The organism is Saccharothrix hoggarensis, from assembly GCF_042678885.1.
GTDB classification, from domain to species: Bacteria; Actinomycetota; Actinomycetes; order Mycobacteriales; family Pseudonocardiaceae; genus Actinosynnema; species Actinosynnema hoggarensis.
Map to the genome: position 1 here is coordinate 60,842 of NZ_JBHTLK010000002.1, position 13,369 is coordinate 74,210.

At 67.4% G+C, this 13,369-nt stretch carries 11 protein-coding genes; 6 read left to right on the forward strand and 5 right to left on the reverse strand.

The window, feature by feature from the left end; translation table 11 throughout:
- Nucleotides 1-347 precede the first annotated feature (347 nt).
- The 4 genes from ACFQ3T_RS00750 to ACFQ3T_RS00765 all read left to right on the forward strand — a co-directional run bounded on the left by ACFQ3T_RS00750 (nucleotide 348) and on the right by ACFQ3T_RS00765 (nucleotide 6,163).
- Nucleotides 348-3,662 carry a hypothetical protein gene (locus tag ACFQ3T_RS00750; RefSeq protein ID WP_380718570.1) on the forward strand — a complete coding sequence of 1,105 codons (3,315 nt, stop codon included), beginning with the start codon at nucleotides 348-350 and terminating at the stop codon, nucleotides 3,660-3,662.
- A 274-nt stretch (nucleotides 3,663-3,936) separates the two neighbouring features.
- Entirely contained in the window at nucleotides 3,937-4,086 is a 150-nt protein-coding gene (locus ACFQ3T_RS00755; protein ID WP_380718572.1) for a hypothetical protein, read from the forward strand.
- Entirely contained in the window at nucleotides 4,083-5,093 is a 1,011-nt protein-coding gene (locus ACFQ3T_RS00760; protein ID WP_380718574.1) for a hypothetical protein, read from the forward strand. Before ACFQ3T_RS00755 ends, ACFQ3T_RS00760 begins: the two co-directional genes overlap by 4 nt.
- A 341-nt stretch (nucleotides 5,094-5,434) precedes the next feature.
- Nucleotides 5,435-6,163 carry an NACHT domain-containing protein gene (locus ACFQ3T_RS00765; RefSeq protein ID WP_380718576.1) on the forward strand — a complete coding sequence of 243 codons (729 nt, stop codon included), beginning with the start codon at nucleotides 5,435-5,437 and terminating at the stop codon, nucleotides 6,161-6,163.
- A gap of 421 nt (nucleotides 6,164-6,584) precedes the next feature.
- Here ACFQ3T_RS00765 and ACFQ3T_RS00770 read toward each other — a convergent pair whose 3' ends face one another.
- The 5 genes from ACFQ3T_RS00770 to ACFQ3T_RS00790 all read right to left on the reverse strand — a co-directional run bounded on the left by ACFQ3T_RS00770 (nucleotide 6,585) and on the right by ACFQ3T_RS00790 (nucleotide 11,497).
- Nucleotides 6,585-8,090 (reverse strand): hypothetical protein, encoded by a 1,506-nt coding sequence (locus ACFQ3T_RS00770; protein WP_380718578.1) that lies wholly within the window; start codon nucleotides 8,088-8,090, stop codon nucleotides 6,585-6,587.
- Complete coding sequence (locus tag ACFQ3T_RS00775) at nucleotides 8,087-8,422, reverse strand: helix-turn-helix domain-containing protein (protein WP_380718580.1); 336 nt, start codon at nucleotides 8,420-8,422, stop codon at nucleotides 8,087-8,089. The genes ACFQ3T_RS00770 and ACFQ3T_RS00775 overlap by 4 nt, the downstream gene beginning before the upstream one ends.
- Nucleotides 8,419-8,715, reverse strand: a complete 297-nt coding sequence (locus ACFQ3T_RS00780; protein ID WP_447009973.1) for a tyrosine-type recombinase/integrase — start codon at nucleotides 8,713-8,715, stop codon at nucleotides 8,419-8,421. Before ACFQ3T_RS00780 ends, ACFQ3T_RS00775 begins: the two co-directional genes overlap by 4 nt.
- A 3-nt stretch (nucleotides 8,716-8,718) precedes the next feature.
- Nucleotides 8,719-8,970 carry a hypothetical protein gene (locus ACFQ3T_RS00785; protein WP_380718582.1) on the reverse strand — a complete coding sequence of 84 codons (252 nt, stop codon included), beginning with the start codon at nucleotides 8,968-8,970 and terminating at the stop codon, nucleotides 8,719-8,721.
- 1,411 nt (nucleotides 8,971-10,381) lie between these two features.
- Nucleotides 10,382-11,497, reverse strand: coding sequence for a hypothetical protein (locus ACFQ3T_RS00790; protein WP_380718584.1), 1,116 nt, complete (start codon nucleotides 11,495-11,497; stop codon nucleotides 10,382-10,384).
- 55 nt (nucleotides 11,498-11,552) lie between these two features.
- Here ACFQ3T_RS00790 and ACFQ3T_RS00795 point away from each other — a divergent pair, with 55 nt between their 5' ends.
- Nucleotides 11,553-11,969 (forward strand): hypothetical protein, encoded by a 417-nt coding sequence (locus ACFQ3T_RS00795; protein WP_380718586.1) that lies wholly within the window; start codon nucleotides 11,553-11,555, stop codon nucleotides 11,967-11,969.
- 327 nt (nucleotides 11,970-12,296) lie between these two features.
- On the forward strand, nucleotides 12,297-13,334 hold the full coding sequence (locus ACFQ3T_RS00800) for a hypothetical protein (protein WP_380718588.1): 1,038 nt from the start codon (nucleotides 12,297-12,299) through the stop codon (nucleotides 13,332-13,334).
- The last annotated feature ends 35 nt before the right edge of the window (nucleotides 13,335-13,369 follow it).

The window sequence follows — 13,369 nt, forward strand, 5'->3', positions numbered from 1 at the left end:
TGCGCATCCGTCTCGGTTGTCACCCGCACACACTAGCACTCAGCTTGTTTTCAGAAACAGAAACCTACTTTTAGTTCCCAGTAACGTGCTGTACTGGAGTACCTTGCCGAGATAAGTGTCATTATGTCGGTGAGGTGTGCGATCGCGAATCCGATGGCTGATGTGGTGTACAAATCGGTCTTCGGAACCGGGAGGTCGTCACCGTGACGAAAAGCTGCGGTGTCCTGGGCTGGCTCGATCACGGACTTGTGCTCGCCACGGCTCGGCATGGAGGCGAGTGCTCAACGGCTGGCGTCATGTCGTCACGACGGACGGGCCTGACACGACACGACCGCTAGGATTTCCGGATGGCGACCAGTAGCAGCGGCGGTTCGGCAGCGGCTGGCGGTTTCCGGTTCGAGATACAGGTGGGCGCGATGCTCGCCGCGCACGTGGTGACGGAAGCCCGCTTGCCCTCCAGTGCCCCGCGGCCGTGGCCGCGTACCGCAGGCCGGCTCACCCACGTGGGATTGCAGGCCGGATACCCCGTCGACGACATCGTGGCCTTCACGGGCGACGAGGGTTTCATCGCCGTGCAGGCGAAGAAGCAGCTCCGACTCGGCCTATCGGAGGAATCCCCGCTGGCACAGGCGCTCGAGCAGGCGGTACGGATGTTCCGTCAGGGGCCGCCTGGCGCGGCGGCGGAACGGGAGTGGAACCCGGCGATCGACCGCATCGTGATCGCGTCCGACATGGACGCTCCCGAACCGGTTCGTCGCCATCTGGTGACTGTGGTCAACCGGCTGGCGACGGCGCCCCTCTCCGCCGGCGAGGAGCAACTGACCAACAGCGAGGGTGAGAGGACAGCGCTGTCGGTCTTCACCGGCCACGTGCGGCGACTCTGGAAACAGCTGGTGGGCTCGGAGATCGCACGTGAGGATCTTCACGCGTTCTGTTCGGTGTTCCGGGTCATGGCGTTCGACCTTCAGCCGGGCGGGCGGGACCTGCAGGCCGTGCAAGCCGTGTTGGGCAGGTCGATGGTCGATGTTTCCCGGGTCGACACAGCCTGGCGCAGTCTGTTGGTGTCCTGTGAGAACCTGTCGGCCGATCGGACGTTCGCCAACGCCCGGGATCTGCGCGGCGAGCTTGCCGCCGACGGACTCGACTTCACCCGAATCGTCCACACCCGGGACGAGGTCGGACCGGTGTTCGCCCCGGATGCCGTCCTGCACGGTCCTCTCACCGGCGGAGCGCTGCGCGACCGGGTCGCCGAAGCCGACAAGCTGTCGAAGTCCGACCCGCAGGCCGCCGCCAAGCAGTACAAGTCGGTGATGGCCGACCTGCAGGCGGACGGCTACCTCCACCAGGCCGCCGAACTGCAGCCGCAGCTGACCCGGGCGTTGCGGGCTGGTGGACAGCACGACGCCGCGATACGCGCGGCCGTCGTCGCCGCCTGGGAGCCGGTGCGACGTGGGGAGGTACCGTCCCAGTTCCCCGAAGAGCTCAAGCTCATGGACGAGTTCCGGCGCTCGCCGGACGTCTCCGCGCGTGTCGGCACGGCGGTGTACGCGGTGTTGCGGTACGAGGCCGGCGACATGTCGTTGCCGGACGTGGCCGAACGCGTCGCGGCCGTGCGCGATGACGACGAGTTCGCCGGGGAGTTGCTGCTGTGGTCGGCCGAGGAAGCGGTCGCCGCCGGTCGACCCGACATCGTCGAGAGGCTGTGCGACCGCGCTCTGGCGCACGCGGCGGCGGCCTCCGACGATGCGGTGGAGTTCGCCGGGCGCATGCGTATCGCCGTCGCGGAATGCCGTCGGGACTGGTCGCTGCTGGCGACGATCGAGGCGGACTGCGGTCCCGAGCTGCACGTGTTGGCCCGCGCCCGACACGGGCAGGCACTCGCGCGCAGCAACGACCTCGCGGGAGCGGTCGAGAGTTACGAGCAGGCCGTCGCCCGTGGCACCCGAGAGCAGATGTACGCCGAGGTGCGCACGTGGCTGTACGACCTGCGCAACCTGCGTTTCGCCCTCGGCGGGCCCGGCATGGGCTACGAGACGCACCACACCGCTCAGTCACTGCCCCGCAGCCACAAGCTCACCGTCTTCGAGGGCAAGGACCAGCTGCTGGCGCGCGGCCTGGAAGCCCTCGCCTCCGAACAACGCGACCGGGCGCACCGGGTGTTCATGCGTTTGAGGCACCGCATGTCGACCGGGGCGGCCCTGGCCAACCAGCGGCAGTGCGAAACGAGCCTCGGCGACGCCCTGGGCGCCGACAACGTGCGGTCGGCCGTCGACCACTACCTGCGGGGCGCCGAGCACAAGAAGGCCACGGCGCTGCTGCGACGGCAACCCGACACGGAACTGGTGCCCGAGCAGTCCTGGGTCGACGGACCGGTCTGGCAGGCCAGGGCGGCCTACGAGTTCCTCGGCGCGCACGGTGATCTTGTTCCCGAGCAGCATGCGCGGGAGCTGTTCGAGAAGTCGGCGGGGCGGCTGATCACCGCGGGGCCCATCCGTGACTGGGCGACCCTGGGTGCGAACGAGACGCTGCTCAAGACCCTCGCCTCCTTGGTGTGGTCCTCCTCGCGCGACGCGGCGGGCAGGCTGCTCGCCCGCCTGGCACCCATCGCGGGGAAAGGGGGACTGCGACGATCGATCGAGGCGCACGTCGACCTCCTGCTGGGATGCGCCCAGGTGCACCCCGACCTGGCCGCCGATGCCGCCCACCAGTTCGCCGACCTGATGTGCGTGACGGCCAAAGCGGTGCCGGCAGCGACCGCACGGGCCTTGGAACTCCTGGCGCCGGCCAGTGGGTACCTGGTCGAGCGGCTCTCACGTGCGGTCGACGCGAACGAGGCACCGTGGCTCATCCCCGTGCTCGAGGAACTGGGAGTACGCACACCTGCCGTGGTCGAGCACACCAACGCGGCGCTGGACGCAGCGGCGAAACCACGCACCTACACACCGGGCTCCGCGGGCTTCGGCAGTGACCTGGTCAGCGTGGCCGACCTCTCCCACATCGGCGACCCGGGCCGACGTGATCGCTTCGTGGCCGCGATGCTCGACATCGCCCTGGAACCGCGAGAGCTCAACGTCGAACGCCGCGAGGCGATCGACGCCATCGCCGCCGTCGCTCAGCGATGCGGCGCCGGATCGCTGGACACCGACCTCCGCGTCAGAGTCCTCGAGGCCGTACGACCGATCGCCGCCGGCCAGGGTATCGGCAGCAGCGAGGATCTGTTCCCGCTACGGCTGACTTCCCCGGCAGAACTGGTGCTCGCGGCGAACAGGCTGCTGGTCATCCTTGCCCCGGATGAGCGGGAGCGCGACCGGATCGCCCGCAACCTGCTGCTGACCCTCATGGACGGCGACATCGACAATCCCCGGCTGCTGCAGAACGCGCTGGCCCAAGCACCGGCCGGCACCTTCAGGCACGACCTGCTCGCGCTCGCCGTCTCACGATCCCCCTCGATACGCGCTTTCGCCGCCCACTGCTGGACACAGATCGACGACAGCGAAGACGACATCGGGCGACGACTGGCTTCCGATCCCGCCGGAATCGTGCGCTTGACACTGGCCCGCGGACTCACCAGCACCGCCAAGACCGGCACCGACGACATCCGCAGGATCCTGAACGGCGACTGCCGGTTCAGCGTCCGCGCAGCGATCCATCAGACACCCTAGCGTCGCCGATCCGCTCCCGAACGAGGTAGCCAGCAACGTCTGTCGTGGTCGCCGGTCTCCGAACCTGCACGGTGAACAGGTCGAGGACCGCGTAGCGGGACCGCCCGGTCCGGGCAGGGCTCGTGCAGGGGCACGATCGATCCTGGCGGCGCGGATGAGACGCCTTCGGCGGCAGCCCTCGTCCTGTCTCACCGGGTCTCCCCGTAGAACCGAAAATCGGGTGGATACGGCTCAGTAGGCTTCTGACCGGGGCTTCTCACGGCTGGAGGCATGGTTGTCGGCACAGGTGTCGGCGGACGAGAAACCGGGGCGTCTGCGTGAGTTCCCGGAGATCGGCCAGGACGACAAGGCTCAGCGATTTCCCGAGGTCGTCGACCAGGCTCACGACGAGTTCGCCGCGCTCCACATCGGCGGTGTGCGATGAGCCGCAGCATCGACTTCCCGCCACTGGAGAACGGCCTGGACTACCTCACCGACGCCGTTCACCGGCTCACCCGGACCCCGAGCCCAAGGGACTTGAAGTACGCGGTGCTGCATCTGCACGCCGGCGTGGAGGTACTGCTGAAATACCGGTTGATCTGCCAGGACTGGCGACTCATCCTCGAAGACAAGGACAAGGACGCCACGTTGGCAGAGGTCACCGAGGAGGACTATCAGGCCGGCCGGTTTCGCAGCATCGGCGTCGGGAAGGCACTCAAGCGGCTTCAGACCCTCCAGGACGTCACCTTCACCAGCGGCCAGAAGCGCGCGGCCGCCGCGCTGGAGAGGTTCCGCAACCAGCTCCAGCACCACGGCCTGACCAGCACCGCCGAAGCAGTAGAGGCTCAGGCCGCCAAAGCACTGGGGTTCATCGTGGACTTCATCGACACCCATATCACCCCGGAGACCCATCTCACCGCCGCCGACGAGCAGGTCCTCGCCGAGGCCATGCCTGACATCCGCAGTGCTCTCGGCACGATCACCGCGCTGGTCAATCAACGGATGCAGGGTCTACGTCCTGTCCTGGCCCGGGTTTGGACCGCCTGGTGTCCGGACTGTGGCCAGCTGGCAGTGCTTCTGGAAGACCGACACCCCGATCGGCCACACGGTTCTGAGCACAGTCGGCCCCGGTGCGTCTTCTGCACTGCACGCTGGGACTCGCGCGAGGCATACGTCGACGACTTCACCGGCACCAGGCTGGGACTCGGCAGCCACTACGAAGCAGCGCACGACGGAGGAGACACGCCTACCGAACCCTGCCCGGAGTGCGGCCACGACATGGTGGTGTGGTTCGACCCGACCACCGGTGAACCCGGCCCGAACCGCAGCGGTCTCTGCTTCTTCTGCGGGTGCGAGTTCAACGACCGGTGCCCGCGCTGCGAGTGTCCCGTGGACAACCGCGACATCGACGAAGGCACGGCGTTGTGCTCGGATTGCATCGACGCCCTCTGACCTTCATCACCGCTACCAGTTTCGGCATGTTGATCTTCAGTCGAACCTGGCCCGGCGACCCGCCGGGCAGACCTGCGCTGTGAACGACTGCGGTTCGTAATGCTGTCGGGTGCACGCTCGCTGCAATGCCACCAGCGCGTCGTTGTCCCGCCGACCGACGGCTCGGCGCCCGCCGGGGGAGCCTGTCCGGACGGAAGACAGCGATGCTGCGCATGCCGCCCGGAACTGATGGGCGGACGGCGTGGCGATTCCCCTTGGGCAGAGGCGACGGGCGATCATGGGGTGATGACGCAAGATCCCCTCTTCGATCCGCCGGTGGCCCGTTGGGTGCGGGGCGCCAGTTGCAGGATCGGGAGGACCCGCCGTTCGAGCTGGACGAGAACGGCCTGCTGCCGGAATCCGGGCGTCTGGACGAGGAGTTGCTCCGTCTGAGGGATCTGCCTTCTGCCGGAATGGCGCTGGTGCTGTTGGGCGAGCCGGGTACGGGCAAGACCACGGCTTTCGGTCAGTTGACCGGCGCGGATGCCGCCACGGTATCCCCGAAGCCTGGGCAGTCCGGCACGGTTTGGGTTCTTGGGTCGGAGTTGACCGACCTCGCGTCCTTCCGTGAGCTGATAGGCGATCATCTCGAAGCTCTCCCCCGTGCCGATTCCACTGGTCCGTTCCCGACGGCGCTGACGATCGTGCTCGACCAGTTGGACGAGAGTCCGATGCTGGCGCGGCTGTCCCGCCGCTTCCAGTCGGCGCTGGCCGCTGTGGACACGCGGTCGCTGAGGCTGCTGATCGCCTGCCGCAGCGCCGACTACCCCACCGGTCTGACCGGTGTGCTTGAGCAGGCATTGGATCGCTGTGTCGTGGCCGACCTGGCTCCCCTGACCCGTGCCGACGTCACGACGTTGGCCACCCAGGTCGGAGTGGATGGTGAGCGGTTCATCCGCGCGGTCGTAGACGCCGGTGTGGGCGTTCTGGCGAACGTGCCGTTGACCTTGCGGATACTGGTCGACGCCTACCGGGGGTCGAGGACTGGTGAGGTCGCGTATTCAACTGTCACGAGTTCTCGGCGGTTGTAGCGCTGAGTGATCACACGGGCGTACTGACACCAGCTTCGGTCTTCGGAGCTGAGGTAGACATGCGTGAAGTACTTGATGTGCGGTGCGGGCCGGAAGCACACCGGCTTTCGGCCCGCACCTGCTCAACGTCGCCGCTTGGGCCGCCGCAGTCGACGCAGCCGGCGGTGGGCTGACCGGCGCGTGGTCCACCATTGGTGAACCTGCGGTACTGCGAGCAGCAGTCCGGTGACCGCGAGAATGAACTCGGTCACCGATCCGATGACGGACACAGTGCTCCCCTTCCTAGGCCGCCACGGAGATGGCGGCCCCCCTGGGAGCGGTCGGCCCGATGCGTCGGCGGAGCCCCACCAGTATGTCGAGTGTTGAACTCGAGGTCTCGCGAAACTGGTGAATCGTGCCTTCAACTGTCGCAGCTTCGTCGTCATGGTCGCTGCGTGTGATCTCCGGGTGCGTATCGGCTCCAGGTGGCGCCGGCCTGGTTGGCGAGCCTGGTTGTGGTGACGTGGTGGTAGCCGAGGGCGTCGGCGACGACCGGGGCGGGCATCTCCAGGACGTGCTGGCGGATCGCGGCGGCGCGTCCGGCGGTGGTGGGCACTCCGAGTTCGTGGACCAGCGAGGCCAGGTGCTCGGGCCGGAGCGGTTGGCCGGCGCGGCGACCGGGGAACAGCCAGGTGGAGCCGGGGTTGGTCGCGGTCCGCATGGTGGTGCGGCTGGCCGTGTAGTCCAGCAGCAGTGCGGCGAAGGCGTGTGGAACGGGTGAGGACGGATCTCCGAGGCGGAGGAGGACCTGGTCCGCTTCCTGGACGATGTCGTCGAGGGTGAGGCGGACGATGCGGCTGACCGGCTGGGCGTAGAGCAGCAGCAGTCCGGCGGCCACCCCGCTGCGCAGCGGCGCGTCGTCGGTGGTGAGGACGTGGCCCAACAGTTCGATCCGACGCGCGCGGGTCAGCGGGGCCGCTGGCCGGATTTGCGTCACGGGCAGCGTGAACCGCCGGGTGAGCTTGTTGTCCATGCACCACAACAGAAACGCACGAATGGCGGTGCGTTCGTGCTGCTTGCGTTCGGCGTGCCAGGCGTCGATCTCGCCTTGACGACAGTCGGACAGACGCAGGCCGCGTTCGGCGAGCCAGCCCAGGAACGCGGTGGCGCGGGCGACCTGATCCCCGACGAACCCGCGAGCGGACGGGGTGAGGGGTTTGCGGTCGGCGCGGGCGCGCAGTCGGGGTAGGACGTGCCAGGTGGCGAACCGGCGAATGACCTGCTGGTGGTCGGGCTCGGTGATACCGGCGAGGTGTTCGCCGAGCCAGCGCTCGAACAGACAGAGCTGCTTGTCCACCCGTGGTAGCAGACCGCAGCTCATGAGCAGGTCCCGCAGGTGGGCGGCGGCCCGCCAGGGCTGGAGCAGGTGGAACGCCTCGTGGGTCAGCGGGATCTTGCCGGTTCCCAGGCCGCGCAACAGATTCGCGGCGGCACCGGCGTTCGGTGGTCGCCCGTCGAGCCAACTCAACCCGGTGCGGGGGTTGTCCATCGAGGTGAGCATCCGGTGCAGCGGCTCCAGCTCGGGGCGGACGCGGCCGGTGCCGTCGTCGAGCAGAACGGCCAGCCGGTCCGACAGAGTGCAGCGGGTGCAAAGCCGACCGGCGTGCAGCTGGCTCTCCCCGCCGCAGCGGGAACAGGCATAGGACGGGCGGAAACCGGCGCACCGGGTGCATACCGCCGCGCCGTCGGCGGGTCGCCGTCCGGGGAGAATCCGCTGCTCGCCGCAGCCGGGACACCGGCCGTGGAGACGCAGCGCGCGGCACTCACAGGTCCGGCAGACCGAGCCGTCGGGCCAGACGGCGGCGAAGCAGCCGAACCGGCCGCACCGGGCGCAGGTGCGCTTGTGCCAACGCTCGAACTGCTCGGGCGTGCGGTAGGCGGGGCTCACTCGTCGTCGACAATCAGCGCTGGCCGAGGACGTAGCCTTTCGGTGCCCGACGGCGGCGCGGGCCGGTCATCGGTGGCGGTGCGGCGGACGCCGGCGTTCTCGGCGGTAATGGCCACCAGGTCGGCCGGGGTGCAGCCGAGGATGTCGCAGAACGCGGCCAGCACCTGCAACGACAGCCTCTCCGGGGTGCCCGAGACCAGGCGGTGGACCTGGGAGGCGGACAGGTCGACGCCGCGGTCCTTGAGCAGCGGCGCCAGCTCGGTGGCGGTGAACACGCCGCGGGCGGCCATCACCTCCCGCAGCCGCCACGTGTACCCGACCTTGCGTCTCATGCCCGCGTCTCCTGCCCGCCCAGGGCCTCGGCGGCCAGGCCGTCGAGATGGCGACGCAGCGTGCGCTTGCGGAAGTCCGAGGACACGCAGGTGTAGATCGAGGTCGTGGAGGCATGCTCGTGGCCGACCTGCTCCTGCACGAACCTGGGATCCCAGCCGTCCTCGATCAGGTACGTGACGTAGGAACGGCGCAGCGAATGGAAATCGACCCCGTCGTCCAGGCCGGCCTCGCTGTCGTGCCCGGCGAGATCAGCGGCGCGCCCAGGGTCGGCGCGACCGGTTCGGCACTCCAGGCTTCATTCCTCAGCCCAGCCGGAACCGTAGCCACCCACTTCGCCGAACTCGACCAGCCCTTCGGTCACCCCGCCCACGTCGGCATCGACGTCAATGCCGACGAGGGAATTGACGATGCCAGCAGGGTAGGCGAGGATATTAGGATCGTTGGGCCAATCATGCAATGGCAATTGGGCCGTCGTGGCGGCGGCGGTGCCGCCCAGCAGGACCAGGGTGGTGGCCGTGGCGAGTGCCGCGGCGGTGGTCACCAACACGCGTCGCATGATGTTGCCTCCCGGAGAGATCCGTTCAGGTCAGGTACTCAAAACGTGCCCCTCGGATAGCACCCGGGCCCAGCCGCACACGCACCGCGGTCGAACTCACCCGAAAGTGGCTCGCCGAGTGGAACCGGGACTCGACACGCCGACCTGACGCTGCCACGCGCAGCATGAGCACCGGGACCACGCGGTGGCCGAGGCGCACGACCGGCGCCTTTCCTCACCGCGCAGGCTTGGTGGCGGAATCGTGGCGGTCTTCCATCACGGCGGGGCAGGACGAAGACACCGTGTGCCGTGGCCGCCGTGAAAGGGGTGCCCGGCCGGCCCGAGCCCGTGGTTACGCGGGCGGCGATGTGCGGTGGCCTCCGGTGTAGCCGGCGGCGATACGGCTGAACTCGCCCGGCTGCTGCTTCACACGGGTGTAAGGAACGGATCGACCGCCGGATTCCCAATCCCCGTCGTAAACCAACCTGGTAGGCGATTCCTCGGTGTCGAGGTCGCCCTGGTGGTTGTCGCGTACGGCACCCCCATCCGCTGATCATGCCCACGTCGTGCTTGCGGGCGTAGTCGACCAAGCCGCGCATATCCGCCTGGGTGAACACGTTCTTCTTTTGGTCGGCGCCGAACATGGGTGCCAGTCCGAGGCGCCGGTAGGCCTGCTCACGGATCCACACCTTGCCCCAGGCCCACTCGGCGGTCATCAGGCCTACCATCTTCTCGGCATTGGCGATCGTCCACACCGACGGCACCCTCGTCTTGGGCCCCGACGTGGACCTGGCCACCAGCGCCCAACCGGTTGCGGCAGAGCACGCATAGATTACGAGGTCGCCCTCCCAGATGGCCGGGCGCGGCGCGGTCGTCGGCCTCGGCCGGACGTCCGTCGAGCAGCGGGGTTCGCGAATACGCGGCGCCGGCGCCGGACGTGGCCCGCGCCTGTCCGTGCGGCGGGTGCGCAGCGAGATCGACTCCTGCCGTGGTGTGGCGACCGGCTGGGCGTAGACCCACTGGAGGATGGCCTCGTGACTCGCAATCCCAGCGTCCCAAACCGGCTTGTCGCGTGCCAATCGGCCGGAGATCGACGCCGGCGGCCAACCCGCTCGCGACAGCCCTACCACCCGCGACCGCAGAACCGGATTCCGGTCCACCGCCAGTGGTTTCGGCCTCGACCGGGCCGCCTCCGCAGCCCGGTCGGCAGCCACCGCCCGATAGCCTTCCCTGCCGCCGGCGACGATTCACCTCGCGGGACACGATCGAGGCATCGCGGCCGATCCGGAGACGATCTTCTTGTACTCCAACGACTCCGCCGGCCCAGGGGAGCTCTCCTCCCGGTCGGCCGAGGTCGGCATCCGACGCACGGCGGGCAAAGGGATCACTTCCGATGCGGTGCCGGTCCTCGGGGTGCCCGGCCTCAGGCGGCCTTCCGGTCTGCGGCCTCTTCGTCGAGACGGCACAACAGTGAACAGGCGAGCATCGATGCCTGCACCGCGTTGCGACGGCTGTACTGGCGAGGGCTCACGGTGTGGGCCGTCGCGTTGCGACTGAAGGTGTTCGGTACGACGTCTCCGTCCTCGACGAAGAACTGCTGGTACGTCTGCCACATGGGAGCGAACGCGATGAACTGACGGACCGTGAACTCGTCGTAGGCGTCCTTCGTGCGCCTGCCCTTCCGGTCGGGGGTGAACTTGTACCGGTCCTTCTTGAAGTAGGCGCTGAGGACGGCGTCGATGAGCGACCCGGCGAGTGCCTGCGCAGCCTCCGTGTGGCCGGCATCGAGGGCGTCGAGCGCGGCCACGGCGAAGCGGGTGTACGGGGCGACGGCCGTCGTGGTGCAGGCTGTGACCACCTCGCGGCAGTCCGCTGAGATGGTCCTCCAGCGTCGCCCGAGAATGCCCCTGCGTTCGCTCGCGCTGTCGGCGCGGATCAGTGCCTCTGCCGTAGAGGCGCGCGGCACCCCGTAGAGCGGTATGCCGTCGACCATGACCACCTCTTCCACCTGCTCCAACCTCAGACCTTCGATGTCCTGCAGGTTGGGTGGATAAAACGTCCACTTGATGTTGGCAAGCGACGGTCCTATGGCCTTCAGCCAGGATGCCTGTTGCGCGGCGAACCGTGACGCGACCTGGGTGAGCGTGTCGCCGAGGCCGAAGTCGATGTTCCTGGTCAACTGCGAGGCGATGCGGTTGAGGTTGGACTGCTGTAGCGCAGTGGTCCGGAAGATGTCGCTGTTGATGACGGAGAACTGCTTCTGCCACGCGGCCTGCGAGTCGAGGAACGGCTTGATGGCGTTGCCGACGATTGCCTGCTGCGCCTCGGCGAACGCCGACAGCGTCGTGATGTTCTTCAGCACCGAGTCGGGGATGAACTGCGACATGGACGGAAGCTTGAAGTCGATCCGGGGGCCCAGAGAGCGCCGCACTTGTTCCATCGACTTCCGGAGCGTCTCCTGTTGCTTCGGCGTCAGCTCGAGGCCGTCGTCCTCCGAAGGGTCTTCCGGCTGTCCGTCCTCGTGCTCTTCACCTGCCACGCGTAAAGGCTAGCCATCCAGCTGGCCGCACGCACCCGCGTCGCGCGTCTCCGGGATGTCCGGCGGCAGCACCCAGGCCACCGCGATGCCGGGCGGTCGGTCCTATCCGCCGCAGGTGATCGTCATCAGCGAGGACAAGGACACCGCGACCTACCTCCCGCCGCTTGCCAGCGGCATCGCCATGGAAGGCAGCGGGCGGGGTGGCACCACCGCCGCCGCCTTCACCTGGATCACCGACGCGCCCTACACCAGCCTCGGCTATGACGACGCCTACCGCCGAGGCGGACCACGACGTCCTCAATTGGGGTGCGTGCACGTCCCGGTCGAGCGTTCCTTCTCATGTGGGTTCCTACCCCTTGGTGGCCGACCGCGCACGTGCCGGGCGAACGACGGTCGGTCGATCATGGCCGACTTCGTCGGCGGCCAGTCGCCGTGCCGTGGGGGTGTAGGTGACTCTTCCGATGCGGTCTGAACCGGCCCCGGACGTCTCGTCGCTTGGCGGCTCATCCCTTCGGTCGAGTAACGCCACGAAGGGTGATCATCACTGAGCCGTTTCAGTGTATATTCGCCGAGTTCCTTTCGCGTGCATGGCATCGCGTTAAAGTGGGTAAGGCATGCCGGGGAGGGCAGGCCAGCTGCGGAGGGGAACTATAGCTGAATCTGTCGGCCACTTGTTATTCTGGCCGACCATACTCTGGTATCGGCCCGGTTGTTTGACGGGCGCGGTGTTCTCGTCAATTTTCGTATCATTCACGCGCGACGCATTGTCTCCTAGGTCGCGCCGCAACTGTGAGGCGATATGAATAAGAACCGCTTTGCCGCCCTGGTCGCAGCGGTTACGACAACGTTGTCATTGTCTCTTGTCCACCATGTTCATGCCGCTCCGATGATTCCTGACGGCCCCGGCGTTTCACTTGCAGTAAATCAGCCGGATTCCTACAGGTCGTCCTTTCGGTCCTATGATCTAACCGGTGATGACTGGCCTGATCTGCTGGCCCGGAACAGTGCCAGCGGGGATCTGGCTTTGCATCGTCACTCTGGCTCCGTGAACGGGGCATCCACGTTCGAGTCGGGAACGCTCGTGGGCGTGGGATGGAATATGCACAACTGGATCGGTGTAGGCAACTTCGTCGACAGTGATGCCAAGGACGGTTCGACAGGTGATGACGAAGCAGGATCGTCCAGGTATCTCGGCGACATTGTCGCACGCCGGGCCAGTGACGGGGTGCTGATGATCTATCCGCACAGCGGAACTGTCAACGGTACCTCCACGTGGCTGGCCCCGGTGAACATCGGCACCGGCTGGAATGGCATAAAACGCATCTGGGTTGCCGACGTGACGCAGGACGGATACGACGACATCGTCGCCATGGACGGACAGTACACCGTCTGGGTATACCCGAACTTGCGGACGCTACGCGAGAACAACACTCTCGGTTCACGGATCAAGATATCCGCCAACGTTGCGGGACCGGCGGGCGACGGTCGCACTTTCTATTCGTTCACCCACTGGTACGGAAATGCACCCGATTTCGCCACGGTGGAGACCGGCGGCGGCCCCGCCTACTACTCCCCGATGGCCCGGCCCGACTTGACGGAAAACACCTGGAGTTGGACCGGCTACCGTGCGAGAGTCCTCGCCTACGGCGGCATGTACGGCGGAATTGCGACCGTGGCCGACGTCACAGGAAACGGCAACGACGACATTCTGATGCGCCAGTTCTCCGGCGAACTCCACCTGTACCCGGTGCGTTCGTCACGACTGGACCGAACCGACGGCCTGGACGCCGTGGTCAACCTGGGCGGCAATTGGAACGCCTACGACGTCATCACCTGACATCCATGCCGCTCATCCGACACCGCACTTCCGGC

Excerpts from the sequence above, each read along its gene's own strand:
- ACFQ3T_RS00800 (WP_380718588.1), top strand. The coding sequence starts at position 12,297 with ATGAATAAGAACCGCTTTGCCGCCCTGGTCGCAGCGGTTACGACAACG.
- ACFQ3T_RS00795 (WP_380718586.1), top strand. The coding sequence starts at position 11,553 with ATGTCCGGCGGCAGCACCCAGGCCACCGCGATGCCGGGCGGTCGGTCC.
- ACFQ3T_RS00760 (WP_380718574.1), top strand. The coding sequence starts at position 4,083 with ATGAGCCGCAGCATCGACTTCCCGCCACTGGAGAACGGCCTGGACTAC.
- ACFQ3T_RS00750 (WP_380718570.1), top strand. The coding sequence starts at position 348 with ATGGCGACCAGTAGCAGCGGCGGTTCGGCAGCGGCTGGCGGTTTCCGG.
- ACFQ3T_RS00775 (WP_380718580.1), bottom strand. The coding sequence starts at position 8,422 with ATGAGACGCAAGGTCGGGTACACGTGGCGGCTGCGGGAGGTGATGGCC.